This is a genomic window from Pseudomonas oryzihabitans, assembly GCF_007665395.1.
Taxonomy (GTDB): domain Bacteria; phylum Pseudomonadota; class Gammaproteobacteria; order Pseudomonadales; family Pseudomonadaceae; genus Chryseomonas; species Chryseomonas psychrotolerans_C.
Map to the genome: position 1 here is coordinate 138,573 of NZ_VDND01000006.1, position 18,841 is coordinate 157,413.

Here is an 18,841-nt window from a genome sequence, read left to right on the forward strand (position 1 = left end):
AACGCAGAAGACAGATACTTGAGAAGCCATCGGCGAGACGCAAAGGAGGGAGGTAAAAGACTGTCTTCCCTGACCTGTACGGCAGCAGACTCAGCGCGCAATCCCAGCGCTACTTCGAGTCAGGAACCATGATTGTCAAAAGGATTTGGACTGTCAACGCGAGGGCCGGCGCGGGAATTCGTCGAACGAGACGGCGCGAAACTGCCTGGTTCACCCCTAATCTCCAGGTAAATGAGGTGTGCTTGGCAAAAAACCGCGTAGCCCGATTTAATTTAGTGAAGGGCATCGCAAAGAGCCCGTCCTTAAGTGCGACAAATGTGACGGGTTATTTGGCGATTGGTTAACGGAATTGCCGGGTCGGCAAGACGACCGGCCCGCGCGAGAAGGCCGAACTCGGAGGATATAGTATTACTTATTTAGGCGTCTCTGCCGACCAGGCGGCGAGCAGGTCTGGCAGTTCGCTCAGGGCACGGATGTCCGCATCCGGCCGGCCAGGGCCCGGCCAGGGTTGCCGCAGGGGGTTGTACCAGACGGCGCGGATGCCGGCGCGCTGGGCGCCCTGGACGTCGTCCACGGGGTTGTCACCCACGTGCACGGTGGCCTCGGCGGGAACTCCGCTGAGGCGCAGCGCCTCGCGGAAAGGCGTGGGGTCGGGCTTGCCGATGCCCAACTGCTCGGCATTCAGGGCGAAGCGGAAATAGTCGGCCAGGCCGATGGTGTGGACATCCGCATTGCCATTGGTCAGCACGCCCAAGGCATAGCGGTCGGCGAGCCTCTCCAGGGTGGGGTGGACGTCTTCGAACAGGGTGACCTGCTGGCGCGCCGCCAGGTAGACCGCGAAGCCGGCCTCGGCCAGCTGGGCGGCCTCCGGTTCGACATAGCCGGCATCGAGCAGCGCCTGGTGAATGACGCGGCGGCGCATCTCGCTGACGCGATGCTTGAGGCCGGCGTCCTGCTGCAGCAGCCGGTCGCGAATCGCCCAGAGGTGTTCGACCGGCACGCTGCCCAGCCGCGGCGCGGAGGCGGCGAACCAGTCGCGCAGCAGCGCCTCGGCGGAATGGATGACGGGCGCGATGTCCCAGAGGGTATCGTCGAGATCGAAGGTCACGAGGCGAATCGTCATCGGCTGGCCTTGCGCTTGGCGCGGGGATGGGCTTTGTCGTAGACCTCGGCGAGCTGGCCGAAATCCAGGTGGGTATAGATCTGGGTGGTGGCGATGTCGGCATGGCCGAGCAGCTCCTGCACGGCACGCAGATCGCCGGAGGCGCTGAGCATGTGGCTGGCGAAGCTGTGCCTGAGCATGTGCGGATGCAGGTGCTGGCCCAGTTCGCGCACGCCGGCCTCGCGCACCCGCAGCTGTACCGCGCGGGGCGTCAGGCGCGTACCGCGCTGACCGATGAACAGGGCATCGTCACGGGGTGCGGCCTGGATCCGGACCTTCAGCCAGGTCTCCAGGGCGTCCCGGGCCTTGCTGCCGATGGGCAGCACCCGCTCCTTGTTGCCCTTGCCGCGCACCTGGACCAGGCCCTGGGCCAGATCCACATCGCCCAGGTCCAGCCCCACCAGCTCGGACAGCCGCAGCCCCGAACTGTAGAACAGCTCCAGCAGGGCCTGGTCGCGCAGGGCGAGGAAGTCGTCCTCCACGGCGCCGTCGAGCAGCTGCATGGATCTGTCGACGTCGAGCACCTTGGGTAGCGGCTTCTGCGCCTTGGGCGGCGAGAGGCCATGGGCCGGGTCCTGGCTGCAATGACCCTCGCGGATCAGGTAGAGGTAGAAGCCCCGACAGGCCGAGAGCAGTCGCGCCAGGCTGCGACTGGAGGCGCCGGCCCGGTGCAGCTGGGCGATCAGGGCGCGTAGTCGACGTCCATCGAGGCCACCCCAGGCGGCCAGGCCCTCGGCTTCGGCGAAGGCCAGCAGCTTGCGCAAGTCGCGGCGATAGCCGTCGAGGGTATGGGGCGAGACCTGGCGCTCCAGGCGCAGGTGATCGAGATAGGCGTCGAGCTGGACCTGCATGCTCCGCTCCTCGGCTCAGCGCACCGTGCGCAGGGGAACGGGGAAGCGCGGCAGGACCCGCGCCAGGACTTCCGCCACGTGGCTCAGGAACAGGGTACCCAGGCTGCTGCGGTAGTGCTGGGGATCGGGGCTGCCGATCGCCAGGACGCCATGCAGGCCCTGGTGGGAGAGGGCGGCGACGGCGGCGGAGCCGACTTCCTCCTTGGCCGAGTCGCCGAACAGGAAGGCCAGTTCGTGGGCGCGCAGCACGCCGCTGGTGGTCTTCTCGCCGCCCAGCAGGCCGCCGATGACCTTTTGCGCCTCGGCCGGGGTGACGCTGCGGCCGACCGGCAGGGGGTGCTCGTGGAACAGGATGAGGCCGACGTAGGGCACCTTGAATTCATGGCGCAGGCTGTCTTCGACGGTGCCTATCACCTCTTCGAGGCTGTTGGCGTCCAGCAGGCCGATGATCAGCCGGCGGGTCTTGTCGAACAGCCGGTCGTTGTCCCGCGCCACGTCCATCAGGTGGGTCAGGCGGTGGCGCATCTCGCCGTTGCGATCACGCAGCAGGCCGAGCTGGCGTTCGACCAGGGAAATGGCGGTACCCCGCTGGTGGGGCACGCGCATTTCCGCCAGCAGCTCCTCGCGGTCGGCGAAGAAGTGCGGATGGTCCAGCAGCCAGTCGGCCACCTGGTCCGGGGTCAGTTCGGGAGTGTCGCTCATACGCGTACCTGCCCCTCGTAGACCCGGGTGGCCGGGCCGGTCATGAGCACCGGCTGGCCGACGCCGTCCCACTCGATGTTGAGCAGGCCGCCGGGCAACTCGATGCTGACCGGCGATTTCAGCCAACCCTGGCGGATACCGGCCACCGCCGCGGCGCAGGCACCGGTACCGCAGGCGCGGGTCTCGCCCACGCCGCGCTCCCAGACCCGCAGGCGGGCGCGCTGGGCGTCGATGATCTGCAGGAAGCCGATGTTGGCCTTTTGCGGAAAGCGCGGGTGGCATTCCAGCTTGGGCCCCAGGGTGAGCACCGGCGCCTGGTCGACGTCGGCCACCCGTAGCACCCCGTGGGGATTGCCCATGGAGACCACTGACAGTTCCACAATGTGATCATCGACCTGCACGGCATGGCTCAGGGCCTCCGCCTCGGCGACGAAGGGGATCTCGCTCGCCTGCAGGCGCGGCGCGCCCATGTCGACGCGGACCTGGCCATCGCCCTTGAGCAGCAGCTCGATGATGCCGCCCTTGGTCTCGACGCGGATCTGCTTCTTCACCGTCAGGCGCTTGTCGAAGACGAAGCGGGCGAAGCAGCGGGCGCCATTGCCGCACTGCTCGACCTCGGAGCCATCGGCGTTGAAGATCCTGTAGCGAAAGTCCACGTCCGGGGTGCCGGGCGTCTCGACGATCAGCAACTGGTCGAAGCCGATGCCGGTGTTCCTGTCGCCCCACTGGCGGACGTGCTTGGGCTGGATGTGCGCGTGCTGGCTGATCAGGTCAAGGACCATGAAGTCGTTGCCCAGCCCGTGCATCTTGGTGAAGCGCAGTTGCATGGAGCGCTCCCCTCAGGCCGGCAGCCGGCTTTCGCCCGCGAAGAGTTCTTCCAGCGTTTCGCGCCGACGGACCAGGTGGGCCTGGTCGCCATCCACCATCACCTCGGCCGCGCGGCCACGGGTGTTGTAGTTGGAACTCATGGTGAAGCCATAGGCCCCGGCGGAGCGGATGGCCAGCAGGTCGCCCTCGGCCAGCACCAGCTCGCGATCCTTGGCGAGGAAGTCGCCGGTCTCGCAGATGGGACCGACCAGGTCGTAGCGGCGGGCCTCGCCCTGGCGCGCGGCGACCGGCTCCACCGCCATCCAGGCCTGGTACAGCGCCGGGCGGATGAGGTCGTTCATCGCCGCGTCGACGATGGCGAAGTCCTTGTGCGCGGTGTGCTTGAGGTATTCCACGCGGGTCAGCAGCACCCCGGCGTTGGCCACGATGAAGCGACCGGGCTCGAACACCAGCGTCAGCGAGCGACCCTCGATACGTTCGCGGATGGCCTGGATGTAGTCGCCGGCCAACGGCGGCTGCTCGTCGCGATAGCGCACGCCCAAGCCACCGCCGAGGTCCAGGTGGCGCAGCACGATGCCGCGCTCGGCGAGGCGGTCGATCAGCGCCAGCAGGCGGTCGAGGGCATCGAGGAAGGGCGGCAGGCTGGTGAGCTGGGAGCCGATGTGGCAGTCCACCCCGAGGATGTCCAGATTCGGCAACTCGGCGGCGCGGGCGTAGACCGCCTCGGCGTCGGCGATGTCGATGCCGAACTTGTTTTCCTTGAGACCGGTGGAGATGTAGGGATGGGTACCGGCGTCGACGTCGGGATTGACCCGCAACGAGATCGGCGCGACCACGCCCAGCTCGGCGGCCACCTGCTGCAGCCGCTCCAGTTCGTCGGTGGATTCGACGTTGAAGCAGTGCACGCCCACTTCCAGGGCACGGCGCATGTCGTCGCGGGTTTTGCCGACCCCGGAGAACACCACCTTGTGCGGATCGCCACCGGCGGCTAGCACCCGCTCCAGCTCGCCGCGGGAGACGATGTCGAAGCCGGCGCCCAGGCGTGCCAGGGCGTTGAGCACGCCGAGGTTGGAGTTGGCCTTGACGGCGAAGCAGACCAGGTGCGACAGACCGGCCAGCGCATCGGTATAGGCGCGGTACTGGCCCTCGATGTGGGCCCGGGAATAGACGTAGGTGGGGGTGCCGAACTGCTGCGCCACGGCGCTCAGGGACACCCCTTCCGCGTGCAGTTCACCTGCACGGACAGCGAAGACTTCCATGGGGGCTCCTTAGAACACGTCGTGGCGATGTTCTTTGGCGGCCTTCTGGTCGTCGGGCAGGTACAGCGGGCCTTTCTGACCGCAACCAGCCAGCAGGCAGGCACAGGCGATGAAGAGGAGGGAGAGGCGCTTCATGACGCTAAACCTATACGAAAAGATGATATTGCCCCGAGTATAACGGGGTTGCACGGCTCTTTGACACGCCCGCTTGGGCTGCCGCGCCCGCGCCGCCGAAAGCCACGACTGGACGCCATCTGGGCGGCCGGCTACCGTGCGGCGATTCTTTCCCTTCTTTCGAGGATCCTCATGAGCCGGCTCAGCGAAGCGCAATTCCATCACCTCGTCGACCAGACCCAGCGCCAGGTGGAGGACGCCTACGACGACAGCGGCCTGGACCTCGACCTGGAAAACGCTGGCGGCGTGCTGACGGTCAAGTTCGACAACGGCAGCCAGGTGATCCTCAGTCGCCAGCCGCCGCTGGTACAGCTCTGGGTGGCGGCGCGCTCGGGTGGCTACCACTTCGATTGGGACGGCCAGCACTGGGTCTGCGACAGCTCGCCGGAGACCCTCGGCGCCCTGCTGGTGCGGGTGACCCTGGAGCAGGCCGGCGAGAGCGTGGCCTTTCCCGGGTTGTAGCGACCTGTGGTCGGCGTGGCTTGACCGCTGCCGCGACCCCTGTGCTAGCGTGACCTGACGGCGCCTTTCGAGCGCCGTTTTCTTTTGCCGCGCCGTTGCGGCTTCCCTCCGGGCGCTCGCCGCCCGTCATCCCGATGGTCCACCGCGCTCAGCGGCGGGGGCCGCATCGTCTCGTTTCCAGGAGTCCGCCATGCGCCATGCATTGCCCATCACCGTTTCCGCTGCCGATCTGCCGCGCCTCGAACGGCTGCTCGACGACCTGCCCGAATTCGGACCCGTGGCCGAGGCGCTCGACCAGGAACTGGCCCGCGCGCGGGTGGTGGCGCCCGACGAGGTCGGTGCCGTGGTCACCATGAATTCGCGGGTACGCTGTCGCGAGACCGCTACCGGCAAGGAATACCAGGTGGTGCTGGTCTATCCCGAAGACGCCGGCGCGACGGGCCGTATCTCGGTGCTGGCGCCGGCGGGCAGTGCCCTGCTCGGCGCGACGCCGGGCGAGCGGCTCAGCTGGCCGGTGCCCGGCGGCAAGGAACAGCAGGTGGAGCTGCTGGCACTGGAGCCGGCCTAGTCCTCGGTGGCTTCCGGCAGCTCCGGCAGGGCGCGCAGCAGCTGTTCGTAGTGGGCGCTATCGAAGGGACGATCGGCGGCCAGCATGACGTCGATTTCATACGCCAGCGCCTGGGCCATGAGCAGCACCGCGTCCTCGCGGTCGTAGCCAACCAGGGTCAGCTTGTTGAGCACGGCCTGGACATAGGCGGGCTCGCCCGCGGCCAGCTGGTTCTCCACCGCTTCGATTAGATGGGAGGACACGAAGGATTCTTCGTCATCGGCGTGGTCAATCATGTCTGGATACCTTTTGTTACAGTGCGACCCCTGATTCTGGCCTGGAGTCTTCGGAATGATCACCTGCTATCGCCTGTCCGCCAACGAGCTGGTCGCGCAGCCGCTGTCGCCGGGGGACCCCCTGCCGGAAGACCTGCTCTGGGTCGACCTGCTCGACCCCAGCGAGGCGGAGGAGCGCTATCTGGAACAGGCCCTGGCGATGGACATCCCCACCCGGGAAGAGATCGCCGAGATCGAGGAGTCCTCGCGACTCTACCAGACCGACCAGGCGCTGCACCTCACCACCACGGTGGTCAGTGGCTTCAGCGAGCACCAGCCGCAGGCCTCGGTGGTCAACTTCGTGCTGACCCCCGACTGGCTGGTGACGGTGCGCTACGCCGAACTGGCGGCGTTCAAGGCCTTTCTTGGCAAGGCCCAGCAGCAGGCGAGCCAGCACTGTCGCAGCGATGTCATCTTCGCCTCGCTGCTGGACAGCCTGGTGGACCGGGTGGCCGACATCCTCGAATCGGTCCAGGCGCATCTCAACCGGCTGGCCAAGGCGGTGTTCCGCGAGCCCCTCGATCCGCAGCAGGCCAAGCAGCAGCCGAAGACCGACCTGCAGTCCATCGTCAAGCAGCTGGGGCGCAGCAACCAGCTGCTGGCCCAGCTCAGCGAGAGCCTGCTGGGCATCAACCGGATCGTTTCCTACCTGCGCCGCGCCGGCGCCACCTGGATCTCCGGCACGGCCAAGACCTGGTTCAAGACCCTGGAGCGCGACGTGCGCTCGCTCAGCGACTACCAGGCCAAGATGAACGGCGAGATCGGCTTCCTGCTCGACGCTACCCTGGGCCTGATCAGCGTGGAGCAGAACAACATCGTCAAGGTGTTCACCATCGCCTCGGTGCTGTTCCTGCCGCCGACCCTGGTGGGCACCATCTACGGGATGAACTTCAAGGTCATGCCCGAGCTGGACTGGCATTTCGGCTATCCCCTGGCGCTGGGCGCCATGGTGGTGTCGGCGCTGATCCCCTATGCCTGGTTCAAATTTCGCCGCTGGCTGTAGCCGGCAGCATCCATCGCTCCTCGAGGAGGCATAGCTATGCGTATCGGATTCATCGGCCTGGGCGGCATGGGCCAGGGTATGGCCGCCAATCTGCTCAAGGCCGGTCATGAGGTGGTGGTCTGGAATCGCTCCCAGGAGCCGGTCCAGGCCCTGGTCGCGCAGGGCGCCCGCGCGGCGGCCACGCCGGCGGAGGCCTTCGACGTGGAGGTGGTGTTCAGCATCCTGGCCAATGACGCCGCCACCCGCGCGGTGATCCTCGACAGCGGCGCCCTGCAGGGCGCACGTACCGGGCTGATCCACGTCAGCATGGCCACCCTGTCGGTGGCCCTGGTCGACGAACTGGTCGCGCGCCATGCCGAAGCCGGCGTGGGCTATGTGGCGGCGCCGGTGTTCGGGCGCACCGACGTGGCCGCCAGTGGCCAGCTCAACATCGTGGTGGCAGGGGATCCTGAGGCGATCGCGCGGGTCCAGCCACTGCTCGATGTGCTGGGCCGCAAGACCTGGCCGGTGGGCACGGAGCCGCGGCAGGCCAATGTGGTGAAGATCGCCGGCAACTTCATGATCGCCAGCGCCATCGAGACCATGGGCGAGAGCACCGCCCTGGCGCGCAGCTATGGGGTGGAGCCGGCGGCGCTGCTGGACATCCTCACCAGCACCCTGTTCGCCGCGCCGGTCTACCAGAACTACGGTCGCCTGCTGACCGAGCGAAAGTTCTCGCCCGCCGCCTTCAAGCTCAGTCTGGGCCTCAAGGACGTCGGCCTGGCACTGGCGGCCGGGCAGGAAAAGGCGGTACCGCTACCCTTCGCCAGCGTCCTAAGGGACAACCTGCTGGAGGCCGTCGCCCAGGGCGAAGGCGATCTGGACTGGGTGGCGCTGGGGCAGAGGTCGCACAAGAAGGCCGGCCTCGACTGAGCGCCGCGCTACTTGCAGGCGGTGCCCAGCGCCGCCAGCGATAGCGGATAGAACTGCAGGTTGTAGCCCGAAGTCTTGGCCTGGCTGCAGCGCTTGGTGCTGTAGAGGCCGTAGTCGATGATCATCACCGGCTTCTTCTGGGTACGGAAGTAGCTGTAGGCATTGCACTCGGCGTAGTCGTAGCAGCTCTCGTTGATCGCGAAGTCGAACTTCGGGTAGAGGCTGGGTACCAGGTCCACGGCGTTCTTCAGGCCCACCAGCAGACTGCGCTTGTGCGCCTCGTCGGCCAGCCAGTTGAGGAAGTCCAGTTGCTGGGCCTTGGTCAGCTTGAGGCCGTTGGGGTTGGAATAGCCATCGACGTTGTCCGGGTCGACGCCGTGGCAACCCTTCTGCACGGCCAGGTCCAGGCGCTTGGCCAGCAGGGTGCGGACGTCGGCGCGGCGGATGTCCAGCCAGCGCTCGCCCGGCCAGGCGTCCAGCGCCTTGCCCAGGGCGGCCTTGGAATAGAGGGCGGCATCGGGTCGCCAGTCTTCCCAGGTACCGGCGCTGAAGTAGCAGATCACCGTCTTCCCGTTGCCCTTCAGGTTGGCGATCACCGCCTTGCTGTTGTCGTAGAGATCGATGTCGTAGAGGGTGCGATTGGGTTTCTGCAGCACGCCGTTCAGCTGGACATGCCAGGTGAGGGTCTGGGGCAGCGATGCGGGCAGGGCCGCCTGGCTGGAGGCGGCGGCGAACATCCCGCAAAGCAGGAGGGAACAGGCTGAAAGGCGCATGAGACTTGACTCGGACGGCTGGTCAAGCCCTCAGTATCGGCTGACTTGCCCAGGGCATGAGTGCCAGTCGTCGTACCTATCGGCGCCCGGTCGGCAGCCGCTCAGCGCGGCGCCAGGGTGTCCAGCCAGAGATCCCTGTCGTAGACGGATCGCAGCCGGACATGGCGCCGTTCGGGCGGTGCGGCCTGCATTTCCGTCAGGTAGCGCTGCCGATGAACGGCATGGCGTGTCCAGGCCCAGGCGATCACGGACTTTTCCGGTCTGAGGCTCAGCAGGTTGCTCCAGCGTTCGCGGTTGCCGTTCCAGAGGGTCTGGCGGGTCAGGCGGCGACGCAGGGTGCGCAGGACGAGCTGGCGCATGATCAGTGGCCTGGGCAAATCCAGCCAGATCACCAGGTCGGCGCGCGCCAGGATGGTGGGGCGCACCACCGAATAGTTGCCGTCGACGATCCAGTCATCCCCGCCGAGGGCGGTGGCGCCCGCCTGGCGAAATTCGTCCTCGGGCAGGGGCTGCCAGTCCGGCTGGTGGTAGAGGCCGTCCAGTTCGATGTGCCGGTAGCCCAGGCGCCGGGCGAGCTCCCGCGCCAGGGTGGTCTTGCCCGCTCCCGCGCAGCCGACCACGGAGATGCGGCGGCCGGGAGGAGCGGGAGGCATCCTAGCGCTGGGCCAGCAGGTCGCGACCACGGGCCACGGCGGCGCGGACCTGGGCCGGCGCGGTGCCGCCGATATGGTCGCGGGCGTTGACCGAGCCTTCGAGGGTGAGGACGGCGAAGACGTCCTGCTCGATCTGGTCGCTGAAGCGACGCAGTTCGTCCAGGCTCATCTCGGCCAGGTCCTTGCCGCTGTCCACACCGTACTTCACCGCATGGCCGACGATCTCGTGGCAATCGCGGAAGGGCAGGCCCTTGCGCACCAGGTAGTCGGCGAGGTCGGTGGCGGTGGAGAAACCGCGGCGAGCCGCTTCGCGCATGATCTCGCGCCTGGGCTTGATGGCCGGCACCATGTCGGCGAAGGCGCGCAGGGAGTCGCGCAGGGTGTCGGCGGCGTCGAACAGCGGTTCCTTGTCTTCCTGGTTGTCCTTGTTGTAGGCCAGCGGCTGGCCCTTCATCAGGGTCAGCAGGCCGGTGAGGGCGCCGAACACCCGGCCGGTCTTGCCGCGCACCAGTTCGGGCACGTCGGGATTCTTCTTCTGCGGCATGATCGAGGAGCCGGTGCAGAAGCGGTCGGGCAGGTCGATGAACTGGAACTGGGCGCTGGTCCAGAGCACCAGCTCTTCGGAAAAGCGCGACAGGTGCATCATCGCCAGGGAGGCCGCGGCGCAGAATTCGATGGCGAAGTCGCGATCCGAGACGCCGTCCAGGGAATTGCCGCCGATGGCTTCGAAGCCCAGCAGCTCGCAGGTGACCTGGCGCTGGATGGGGTAGGTGGTGCCGGCCAGGGCGGCGCTGCCCAGGGGCATGCGGTTGACGCGCTTGCGGCAGTCGACCAGGCGCTCGTGGTCGCGGGAGAGCATCTCGAACCAGGCCAACAGGTGGTGGCCGAAGGTCACCGGCTGGGCGGTCTGCAGGTGGGTGAAGCCGGGCATGATGGTGTCGGCTTCGGCCTCGGCCAGTTGCAACAGGCCCTCCTGCAGGCGATTCAGCTCGGCGAGGATGGCGTCGATCTCGTCGCGCAGCCAGAGGCGGATGTCGGTGGCCACCTGGTCGTTGCGGCTGCGGCCGGTGTGCAGCTTCTTGCCGACCACGCCCAGGCGCTCGGTCAGGCGCGCCTCGATGTTCATGTGCACGTCTTCCAGGTCGACGCGCCACTCGAAGGTGCCGGCCTCGATCTCGCCGCGGATCTCGTCCAGCCCGGCGACGATGGCATCGCGCTCGGCTTCGCTGAGCACGCCGGCCTCGGTCAGCATGCGGGCATGCGCCTGGCTGCCGAGGATGTCGTGGCGGTAGAGGCGCTTGTCGAAATCCACCGAGGCGGTGAAACGGGCGACGAAGGCGTCGACGGGTTCGCTGAAGCGTCCGCCCCAGGACTGGTTGGTTTTTTCGCTGCTCATGGATCGGCCTGCTGCTGGGCTTGTCGAGAAAAGAGAGAGGAGGGCGATGATAGCAGCCTTGGCCCGGCCCGGGCCCGCCTCGCTACCGGCGACTTGCCGACGAATGGCATCTGACCCACACTGCCTTCATGATACTCGAACGTCGCAAAACCCCCCGACCGGTCAAGGTCGACGACTTCTTCGTCCCGGCGCTCTGCGAGCCGGAGGCCCTGCTCGTGCTGGTGGTCCTCGCTGAGCTGCTGGTCCTGGTGCTGGTGCTGGCCGAACCCTTCACCCTGCAGTTCAACTGGATCCGCCTGGCGCTGGTGTCCTTGTTCGTGCAGTGGATCGTGCTGCTGTCGGCGGCGCTGCTCTGTCGCCTGCGGCCCTGGCTCGCGCGTCATCGCCCGGTGGTGGCCGGCGGCTTCTGCTGCGCCATCGTGGTGGCGCTCACGCTTTGCTGCACCCTGGTGGCCGACTGGCTGCAGCTGGCCGGGCCGCTGCAGCGGGTGGGCGAGGTGCGGCTGTACATGCGGCATGCGCTGATCGCCCTGATCATGTCGATGCTGCTGCTGAGGTATTTCTGGCTGCAAAGCCAGTGGCGACGCCAGCAGCAGGCCGAGTTGCAGGCGCGCATCGAGTCGCTGCAGGCACGTATCCGGCCGCACTTCCTGTTCAACAGCCTCAACAGCATCGCCAGCCTGGTCGCCCTGGACGCCGACAAGGCCGAGCGCGCGGTGCTGGACCTGTCGGCGCTGTTCCGCGCCAGCCTCGCCCAGCCCGGCACCAAGGTGCGCTGGTCCGAGGAGCTGGAGCTGTCGCGTCGTTACCTGGAGATCGAACGCCTGCGCCTGGGCGATCGCCTGCAGCTGCAGTGGGACGTCGACGGGGTGCCGGCCGACCTGCCGATTCCCCAGCTGACGCTGCAGCCGCTCCTGGAGAATGCCCTGATCTACGGCGTCGCGCCGCGTATCGAAGGTGGCCTGGTGACCATCTACGCGACCTACCGCGACGGGGTGTTCGAACTGGTCATCAGCAACCCCTACGACCCGGAGGTAGAGCAGCAGCCGCGCCCCCCCAAGGGCACTCGTCAAGCTTTGAGCAATATCGAAGCGCGATTAACGGCACTTTTCGGACCAGCTGCGAGTCTCAAAATCGAACGCCGCGACCAGCGGCATACAACGTCTCTTCGCTATCCATGCGAGCGACTCATGCGGGAAGCCTGAGCTTATGAATGTCCTGATCGTCGATGACGAACCCTTGGCGCGCGAGCGTCTGGCCCGTCTGGTGGGGCAACTGGACGGTTATACCGCCCTGGAGCCAACAGCCACCAACGGTGAGGAAGCCCTCGCTTTGGTTGAAAACCTCAAGCCCGATATCGTCCTGCTCGACATCCGCATGCCGGGTCTGGACGGTCTGCAGGTGGCGGCGCGGCTCTGCGAGCGGGAGTCACCGCCGGCAGTGATCTTCGTCACCGCCCACGACGAGTACGCGCTCGACGCCTTCCAGGTCAGCGCCGTGGGCTACCTGGTCAAGCCGGTGCGCCAGGAAGACCTGGCCGCGGCCCTGGGTAAGGCGCAGCGGCCGAATCGCATGCAGCTGGCCGCCCTGACCAAGCCGCCGGCGAGTGGTGGTCCTGGCCCGCGCAGCCACATCAGCGCGCGCACCCGCAAGGGCATCGAGCTGATCCCGCTGGACGACGTGGTCTACTTCATCGCCGACCACAAGTACGTGACCCTGAGACACTCCGGTGGCGAGGTGCTGCTGGACGAGCCGCTCAAGGCACTGGAAGACGAATTCGGCGAGCGCTTCGTGCGCATCCACCGCAATGCGCTGGTCTCCCGCGAGCGCATCGAGCGGCTGCAACGCACGCCCCTGGGCCACTTCCAGCTGTTCCTCAAGGGCATGAACGGCGACGCCCTGACCGTCAGCCGCCGCCATGTGGCCGGCGTGCGCCGGCTGATGCACAGCATCTGACGGCGTTTCCAGGGCGGCGACCGGCGCGCGACGAGGAAGGGGCGCCGGTCGACCTGCTATCATGGCCGGCAATCTGACGTGCCGGTAATGTCCATGCTCCGCGAAATTCGTATCGCTACGCGCCAGAGTGCCCTGGCGCTGTGGCAAGCCGACTATGTGAAAGCCCGCCTCGAAGCGGCGCATCCGGGATTGCGGGTGAGCCTGCTGCCCATGACCAGTCGTGGCGACAAGCTGCTCGACGCGCCGCTGGCCAAGATCGGCGGCAAGGGCCTGTTCGTCAAGGAACTGGAAAACGCCCTGCTCGACGGCAGTGCCGACATCGCCGTGCACTCCATGAAGGACGTGCCCATGGAGTTTCCGGCCGGCCTCGGGCTCTATGCCATCTGCGAGCGGGAAGACCCCCGTGACGCCTTCGTCTCCAACCGCTACGCCCGGCTCGCCGACCTGCCCCGGGGCAGCGTGGTGGGCACCTCCAGCCTGAGACGCCAGGCCCAGTTGCTGGCCCTGCGCCCGGATCTCGAGATCCGCTTCCTGCGTGGCAACGTCAACACCCGCCTGGCCAAGCTCGATGCCGACGACTACGACGCCATCATCCTGGCCGCCGCCGGCCTGATCCGCCTGGGCTTCGCCGACCGCATCCGCGAATCCCTCACCGTCGAGGACAGTCTGCCCGCGGGTGGCCAGGGCGCCGTGGGCATCGAGTGCCGGACCGACGATGCCGAGGTCCATGCCCTGCTCGAGCCCCTGCACCACTTCGACACCGAGCGCCGGGTCGCCGCGGAACGGGCGCTCAATCGGCGCCTCAACGGCGGTTGCCAGGTACCCATCGCCTGCTATGCGGTGCAGGAAGGCGAACTGCTCTGGTTGCGCGGCCTGGTCGGCCAGCCCGACGGCGGCCTGCTGCTGCGCGCCGAGGCCCGCGGTCCACTGAACGATCCGGCCGGGCTGGGCGTGGCGGTGGCCGAAGAGCTGCTGGCCCAGGGCGCCCAGGGCATCCTCGACGCCGTCTATGGGATCTCCGGCGAATCATGAGCGGCTGGCGGCTGCTGCTGACCCGCCCGGCGGAAGAAAATCCACCGCTCGCCGCGGCCCTGGCCGCGGCGGGCGTCGCCACCGCCAGCCTGCCGCTGCTGGCGATCCAGCCACTGGATGAGTCGCCGCAACAGCGCAGCCTCTGGCTCGATCTCGACCGCTATGCCGCCGTCGTGGTGGTCAGCAAGCCCGCTGCCCGCCTAGGGCTGGCTGCCCTGGATCGCTACTGGCCGCAGCCGCCGCTGCAGGCGTGGTTCGCCGTCGGTGCGGCCACGGCCGCCGTACTCGAAGACTATGGCCTGGCGGTGCACCATCCCCAGCGCGAAGACAGCGAGGGCCTGTTGGCCCTGCCGGCCCTGGACGCAGCCCTGCAACGCCCCGGCCCGCAGGTGTTGCTGCTGCGTGGCGAGGGCGGTCGCGACCTGCTGATCGAGACCCTCGGCGCCCGGGGTGCCCGGGTCGAGGTGCTCGAGCTCTATCGCCGCCAGTGCCCGGACTACCCGGCAGGGCTGGTCCTAGAGACCCTGGCAGCGGAACGCCTGAATGCCATCATGGTCAGCAGTGGGCAGGGTTTCGCGCATCTGCAGGCCTGTGCGGGTGCGGATTGGCCCGAGTTGCGCCGTTATCCCCTGCTGGTACCCAGCGCCCGGGTGGCCGAGCTGGCCCGCGCCAGCGGTTGTCACCGCGTGATCGAGTGCCAGGGCGCCAGCGCCGGTGCCTTGACCGCCGCGCTAGCCCATCACCATCCGGATTGACCCTTACAAGGAATTCCCGTGAGCGAAACCCAAGCCCCCCGCGCCGACGACGTCTCTCCCGATCCTGTCGTGACTCCCGCCTCGCCACCGCCGGCGCCACCCCCGGCCAGCGTGCGCCGCAAGGGCTCGGGCAAGGCGTCTGGCCTCGCGCTGCTGGCCCTGCTGGTGGCCGCCGGTGGCCTGGGCGTGGGCGGCTGGAGTGTCTGGCAGCTGCAGCAGGTGCACCAGGCCGAGCAGGCGCAAGCCGCCCAGGCCGAGGACCTGCGGAGCCAGCTGCGCCAGCTGGAGATGCGCAACCAGGCCCTGAGTGCCGACCTCGGCCGGCTGCCTTCGGCCAACGAACTGGAAGAGCGGCGTCGCCAGCTGGCGGCCCTGCAGGGCGACCAGCAGCACCTGGCCGAACAGTTCAAGGAAGTGGTCGGCCAGAGTCGCCAGGCCTGGCGCCTGACCGAAGCCGAGCACCTGCTGCGCATGGCGACCCTGCGGATGGTCGCCTTGCAGGACGTACCCAGCGCGCAGAACCTGCTGCAGGGCGTCGACGACATCCTCAAGGCGCAGAACGACCCGGCCGCCTTCGCCGCGCGCCAGCAACTCGCCAATGCCCAGCAGACCCTGCGGCAGCTGCCCGACCTGGACCGCACCGGCCAGTTCGTCCAGCTGGCCTCGCTGCGCAACCAGGTGCAGAGCCTGGAGCCCCTGCCGCCACGCTTCTCCACCACGGTGGCCGATCAGCCCGGGGTCGAGAAGGCCGCGGTGCCGCCGAGCAATGCCCTGCAGCAGTGGTGGCAGGATTTCCGCCAGCGCATCTCCAGCTATTTCCGCATCGACTTCTCCGCCGACCAGCCGATCCGTCCGCTGCTGGCCGAGGAATCCCTGGCCCAGGTGCGCCTGGCCATGAGCCTGGCGCTGGAGCAGGCACAGTGGGCCGTGCTCAACGGCAACCAGGACGTCTATCGCCTCTCCATCGAGCAGGCCGAAGACGTCCTCGCCGCCCACTTCAACAACCAGAATCCGGAAAGCCGCGCGGTCAAGCTGCGCCTCCAGGAGCTGGCCGAGCGCCCGGTCACCTTCGAGGCGCCGGACCTGACGCCGGCCCTGACCGCGCTGCAGGCCTACATCGCGCAACGTCAGCAAATCCAGCCGAACATTGCCGCCGGCGCGGCTCAGGAGAATCGCCCATGAAGCGCCTGTACCTGCTGTTCCTGTTCGCCCTGCTCGTCGGCCTGGGCGTCGCCGTGGTGCTGGCCAAGGAGCCGGGCTATGTGCTGCTGTCCTACAGCAACTTCCGCTACGAATCGAGCCTCTGGGCGTTCCTGGCCCTGCTGGTGGCCGTCTGGCTGGCGCTCTACATCCTCAAGCTGGTGCTCGGCGCCCTGGGCCTGACCGGCAAGGTGCTCAATCCCTGGTCGCGGCACAATCGCCAGCGGCGCCTGGACCAGGCGCGGCACAAGGGCCAGCTGGAACTGGCCGAGGGCAACTGGAGCGGTGCCCTCAAACATCTCAAGAGCGCCGCCGAACACGCCGACCAGCCGCTGTTCGTACTGCTCGGCGCCGCCCGCGCCGCCAACGAGCTGGGTGACCTGGAAGAACGCGACCGCCTGCTGCGTCAGGCCCGCGAGCGCGAGCCCCAGGCCGAGCTGGCCATCGGCCTGCAGCAGGCCCGCTTGCAGATCGATCGCGGCCAGTACCTGGAGGCGCGCGACAGCCTGGCGCCGCTGCAGGCCAAGTATCCGAAGAATGGCGAGGTGCTGCTGCAGCTGCAGCGCCTGCAGGTGACCCTGCGTGACTGGTCGGCGCTGATCGCCCTGCTGCCGCAGCTGCGCAAGCAGCAGGTGCTGCGCCCGCAGGAGCAGGACGACCTGGAGCGTAAGGTGTGGATCGCCACCCTCGACGAGGTGCCGCCCCAGGGCGCGGAGTCGGCCCTGGACGCCCAGTGGCAACAGGTGCCCACGGCGCTCAAGGGCGATGCCTCGGTGGTGCTGGCCTATGCCCGCCAGCTGCGCGCCATCGGCCGCGACGATCTCGCCGAGGAAGTCCTGCACATCACCCTCAATCGGCAGTGGGACGAGCGCCTGGTCGAGCTCTACGGCCAGCTGCGGCCGCGCGATGCCAGTCGCCCGCTGCAGCATGCCGAGGGCTGGCTCAAGGACCGCCCCCAGGATCCGGTGCTGCTGCTGGCCCTGGGTCGGCTGTGCATGAACAACCAGCTGTGGGGCAAGGCGCGTGAATATCTGGAGCGCAGCCTGGCGCAGCGTCCCTCCGCGGTGACCGCCGGCGAACTGGCCCGCGTGGCCATCCAGCTGGGCGATGTGAGCCGTAGCCAGCAGCTGCTGCAGAGCCAGTGGCGCGAGCCGGCGGCGGATCCGCTGCCGACGCCGAGGGTCTGAGCGGGACCCTCGCTCGCCCGGGTCCTTGAAAGGTGCCCGGGCTTTCACTACCGTAACGTCCCAATTCCCTGTTGGAGACGGCGCGTCCGTGACTAGTCCCCGCTTCATCTTCCTGTTCATGGCCGCCACCTGCGCGGTGCTCATGGGCGTCGGTCTCTATCTCGAACACGTGGTCGGTCTCGAGCCCTGTCCGCTGTGCGTCGTGCAGCGGATCTTCTTCATCCTGGTGGGGGTGGTCGCGCTGATCGCCGGCATCCAGGCCCCCGGGCTGCGCGGACGGCGCATCTACGGCGTGATCCTGCTGTTGCTGGCCGCCGCTGGCGCCGCTACCGCCGGGCGCCAGGTCTATCTGCAGACGGTGCCGGCGGAAGAGCTGGCGGCCTGCCTGCCCAGCCTCGACTACATGATGCAGGCACTGCCCTTCCAGGAAATCATCCGCCTGGTGCTGCACGGCACCGCCGACTGCGCCGAGGTCAACTGGACCCTGTTCGGCCTGAGCATCCCGGAGTGGAGCCTGCTGGCCTTCGTCCTGCTCATGGCTTTGAGCCTGGTCAAGATCTTCCGCCGTCGCTGACCTTTCTCCGAGCAACGGCACTCGCCTGACGAGACGATGTCGGTATAGTTCCTGATAAACCCGGGCGCCCGCGCCCGGACCGTCTCGCCCGTATAGAGAGCTGCCGTCATGCTAGAAACCTGCCGCAATGCCCAGGAACGCTGGGGTGGGGTCCACCAGCTGATCGACCGCTGGCTGATCGCCCGCCGTGAGCTGGTGACCGCTTACGAAACCCTGGACCTGGAACCGCTGCTGGCCCCGGTGCGGGAATTGAGCGAATTGGAGCGCCTGTGCGACATGCTGGTCGACTACATGTCCACCGCGCACTTCGAGATCTACGAGCAACTGGTGGCGGAAGCCCGGGAATTCCAGGACGAGCGCGCCATCGAGTTCGCCGACAGCGTCTACCCGCGCCTGCAGGCGCTCACCGACGCCGCCCTGAACTTCAACGACAGATTCGAGCGCGGTGCCTATCGCGACCCGGGTCTGCTGACCATCGAACTCAAGCTGCTGGGGGAAACCCTGCGCGAACGCTTCGAGCTGGAGGATTGCCTCATCGAGGTGCTCCACACCGCTCACCAGCAACCCCGCCTGGCCTCGGTCTAGAACCCGCGCGTCCGCGTCGCCTCGGCGAGCAGGACGAGATCGGCCGCTGCGGCCTGGGGCGGCGCCACGGCGCGCAGCCAGGCGCCGGCCTCACCCGCGTCGCGGCATGGCCAGTGCGCGGCCAGCCGGGCCAGACGCGCGAGCTGTTCGCGCTCCGCGGCCAGTTCCAGTCCCTTGAGCTGCTCGCGCAGCGCGGCCAGGTCTTCATCCGCGCCGGCCGGCACCTTCCAGGCCTGCCGCAACTGGCGCAGCGGCCGCACCACCGTATCCTGCCAGTTCGAGGCGGCGGCCTGCAGCCGTTCCAGGCCCCGGGTCGCCAGGGCGCAACCGCGGTGATCGAGCCAGAGCGCCGTCAACACCAGGCAGACATCGGCCCCGGCTTCCTGCAGGCGTAAACAGGCGCCTTCCACGCCGGGCCGGGCGTATACTGCCAGGGCGAATTCCCACAGGTCCTCTTGCATGTCCGTCTCCCCGTTCGTGGGTGGCGGAGCTGCT

The 18,841-nt window shown here is 67.9% G+C and carries 23 protein-coding genes; 12 read left to right on the plus strand and 11 right to left on the minus strand.

What is annotated here, in order from left to right; genetic code table 11:
* Positions 1-412: 412 nt before the first annotated feature.
* From FSV73_RS14280 to lptM, 6 genes are read right to left on the minus strand one after another with little or no spacing between them, the layout of a single operon-like run.
* Positions 413-1,123 (minus strand): HAD family hydrolase, encoded by a 711-nt coding sequence (locus FSV73_RS14280; protein ID WP_145008516.1) that lies wholly within the window; start codon positions 1,121-1,123, stop codon positions 413-415.
* Positions 1,120-2,013 carry a tyrosine recombinase XerC gene (xerC, locus tag FSV73_RS14285; RefSeq protein WP_145008517.1) on the minus strand — a complete coding sequence of 298 codons (894 nt, stop codon included), beginning with the start codon at positions 2,011-2,013 and terminating at the stop codon, positions 1,120-1,122. Before xerC ends, FSV73_RS14280 begins: the two co-directional genes overlap by 4 nt.
* A 15-nt stretch (positions 2,014-2,028) precedes the next feature.
* Complete coding sequence (locus FSV73_RS14290; RefSeq protein ID WP_145008518.1) at positions 2,029-2,715, minus strand: DUF484 family protein; 687 nt, start codon at positions 2,713-2,715, stop codon at positions 2,029-2,031.
* The gene (gene dapF / locus FSV73_RS14295; protein WP_145008519.1) at positions 2,712-3,542 is read right to left on the minus strand and encodes a diaminopimelate epimerase; all 831 of its coding nucleotides are present in this window, start codon (positions 3,540-3,542) and stop codon (positions 2,712-2,714) included. The genes FSV73_RS14290 and dapF overlap by 4 nt, the downstream gene beginning before the upstream one ends.
* 12 nt (positions 3,543-3,554) lie before the next feature.
* Positions 3,555-4,802 (minus strand): diaminopimelate decarboxylase, encoded by a 1,248-nt coding sequence (lysA, locus tag FSV73_RS14300; protein WP_145008520.1) that lies wholly within the window; start codon positions 4,800-4,802, stop codon positions 3,555-3,557.
* 9 nt (positions 4,803-4,811) lie between these two features.
* Entirely contained in the window at positions 4,812-4,937 is a 126-nt protein-coding gene (gene lptM / locus FSV73_RS14305; protein ID WP_007161378.1) for an LPS translocon maturation chaperone LptM, read from the minus strand.
* A 171-nt stretch (positions 4,938-5,108) separates the two neighbouring features.
* Here lptM and cyaY point away from each other — a divergent pair, with 171 nt between their 5' ends.
* The gene (gene cyaY, locus FSV73_RS14310; RefSeq protein ID WP_145008521.1) at positions 5,109-5,438 is read left to right on the plus strand and encodes an iron donor protein CyaY; all 330 of its coding nucleotides are present in this window, start codon (positions 5,109-5,111) and stop codon (positions 5,436-5,438) included.
* Positions 5,439-5,628: 190 nt separating this feature from the next.
* On the plus strand, positions 5,629-6,006 hold the full coding sequence (gene rnk, locus FSV73_RS14315) for a nucleoside diphosphate kinase regulator (protein ID WP_145008522.1): 378 nt from the start codon (positions 5,629-5,631) through the stop codon (positions 6,004-6,006).
* Here the strand turns inward: rnk and FSV73_RS14320 are convergent.
* The gene (locus tag FSV73_RS14320) at positions 6,003-6,281 is read right to left on the minus strand and encodes a hypothetical protein (RefSeq protein ID WP_145008523.1); all 279 of its coding nucleotides are present in this window, start codon (positions 6,279-6,281) and stop codon (positions 6,003-6,005) included. The genes rnk and FSV73_RS14320 overlap by 4 nt on opposite strands.
* Before the next feature lie 55 nt (positions 6,282-6,336).
* Between FSV73_RS14320 and FSV73_RS14325 the strand changes: the two genes are divergently transcribed.
* Positions 6,337-7,323, plus strand: a complete 987-nt coding sequence (locus tag FSV73_RS14325) for a magnesium transporter CorA family protein (protein ID WP_145008524.1) — start codon at positions 6,337-6,339, stop codon at positions 7,321-7,323.
* A gap of 36 nt (positions 7,324-7,359) precedes the next feature.
* A complete protein-coding gene (locus tag FSV73_RS14330; protein ID WP_145008525.1) occupies positions 7,360-8,235 on the plus strand; it encodes an NAD(P)-dependent oxidoreductase in 876 nt (291 codons plus the stop codon).
* An 8-nt stretch (positions 8,236-8,243) separates the two neighbouring features.
* On the opposite strand, the gene FSV73_RS14335 is transcribed toward FSV73_RS14330, so the two are convergent.
* The 3 genes from FSV73_RS14335 to argH form a co-directional block, all read right to left on the minus strand.
* Positions 8,244-9,008, minus strand: coding sequence for an endo alpha-1,4 polygalactosaminidase (locus tag FSV73_RS14335; protein WP_260856086.1), 765 nt, complete (start codon positions 9,006-9,008; stop codon positions 8,244-8,246).
* 101 nt (positions 9,009-9,109) lie between these two features.
* Positions 9,110-9,661, minus strand: a complete 552-nt coding sequence (locus tag FSV73_RS14340; RefSeq protein WP_145008526.1) for an AAA family ATPase — start codon at positions 9,659-9,661, stop codon at positions 9,110-9,112.
* 1 nt (position 9,662) lies between these two features.
* Positions 9,663-11,057 carry an argininosuccinate lyase gene (gene argH / locus FSV73_RS14345; RefSeq protein ID WP_145008527.1) on the minus strand — a complete coding sequence of 465 codons (1,395 nt, stop codon included), beginning with the start codon at positions 11,055-11,057 and terminating at the stop codon, positions 9,663-9,665.
* Between the two features lie 128 nt (positions 11,058-11,185).
* Here argH and FSV73_RS14350 point away from each other — a divergent pair, with 128 nt between their 5' ends.
* The 8 genes from FSV73_RS14350 (at position 11,186) to rsd (ending at position 18,346) form a co-directional block, all read left to right on the plus strand.
* The gene (locus FSV73_RS14350; protein ID WP_145008528.1) at positions 11,186-12,262 is read left to right on the plus strand and encodes a sensor histidine kinase; all 1,077 of its coding nucleotides are present in this window, start codon (positions 11,186-11,188) and stop codon (positions 12,260-12,262) included.
* A 4-nt stretch (positions 12,263-12,266) separates the two neighbouring features.
* Positions 12,267-13,013: a LytR/AlgR family response regulator transcription factor gene (locus tag FSV73_RS14355; RefSeq protein WP_017639394.1), complete on the plus strand. Its 747-nt coding sequence runs from the start codon at positions 12,267-12,269 to the stop codon at positions 13,011-13,013.
* 93 nt (positions 13,014-13,106) lie between these two features.
* Positions 13,107-14,045 carry a hydroxymethylbilane synthase gene (gene hemC, locus FSV73_RS14360; protein WP_437179287.1) on the plus strand — a complete coding sequence of 313 codons (939 nt, stop codon included), beginning with the start codon at positions 13,107-13,109 and terminating at the stop codon, positions 14,043-14,045.
* Positions 14,042-14,800: a uroporphyrinogen-III synthase gene (locus FSV73_RS14365; RefSeq protein ID WP_145008530.1), complete on the plus strand. Its 759-nt coding sequence runs from the start codon at positions 14,042-14,044 to the stop codon at positions 14,798-14,800. Before hemC ends, FSV73_RS14365 begins: the two co-directional genes overlap by 4 nt.
* A gap of 18 nt (positions 14,801-14,818) precedes the next feature.
* Positions 14,819-15,982: a uroporphyrinogen-III C-methyltransferase gene (locus tag FSV73_RS14370; protein ID WP_145008531.1), complete on the plus strand. Its 1,164-nt coding sequence runs from the start codon at positions 14,819-14,821 to the stop codon at positions 15,980-15,982.
* Entirely contained in the window at positions 15,979-17,187 is a 1,209-nt protein-coding gene (locus tag FSV73_RS14375) for a heme biosynthesis HemY N-terminal domain-containing protein (protein WP_145008532.1), read from the plus strand. Before FSV73_RS14370 ends, FSV73_RS14375 begins: the two co-directional genes overlap by 4 nt.
* Before the next feature lie 88 nt (positions 17,188-17,275).
* On the plus strand, positions 17,276-17,761 hold the full coding sequence (locus tag FSV73_RS14380; protein WP_145008533.1) for a disulfide bond formation protein B: 486 nt from the start codon (positions 17,276-17,278) through the stop codon (positions 17,759-17,761).
* A 108-nt stretch (positions 17,762-17,869) separates the two neighbouring features.
* Positions 17,870-18,346, plus strand: coding sequence for a sigma D regulator (rsd, locus tag FSV73_RS14385; protein WP_145008534.1), 477 nt, complete (start codon positions 17,870-17,872; stop codon positions 18,344-18,346).
* Here the strand turns inward: rsd and FSV73_RS14390 are convergent.
* A complete protein-coding gene (locus FSV73_RS14390) occupies positions 18,343-18,807 on the minus strand; it encodes a TIGR02444 family protein (RefSeq protein WP_145008535.1) in 465 nt (154 codons plus the stop codon). The genes rsd and FSV73_RS14390 overlap by 4 nt on opposite strands.
* Positions 18,808-18,841: the final 34 nt, after the last annotated feature.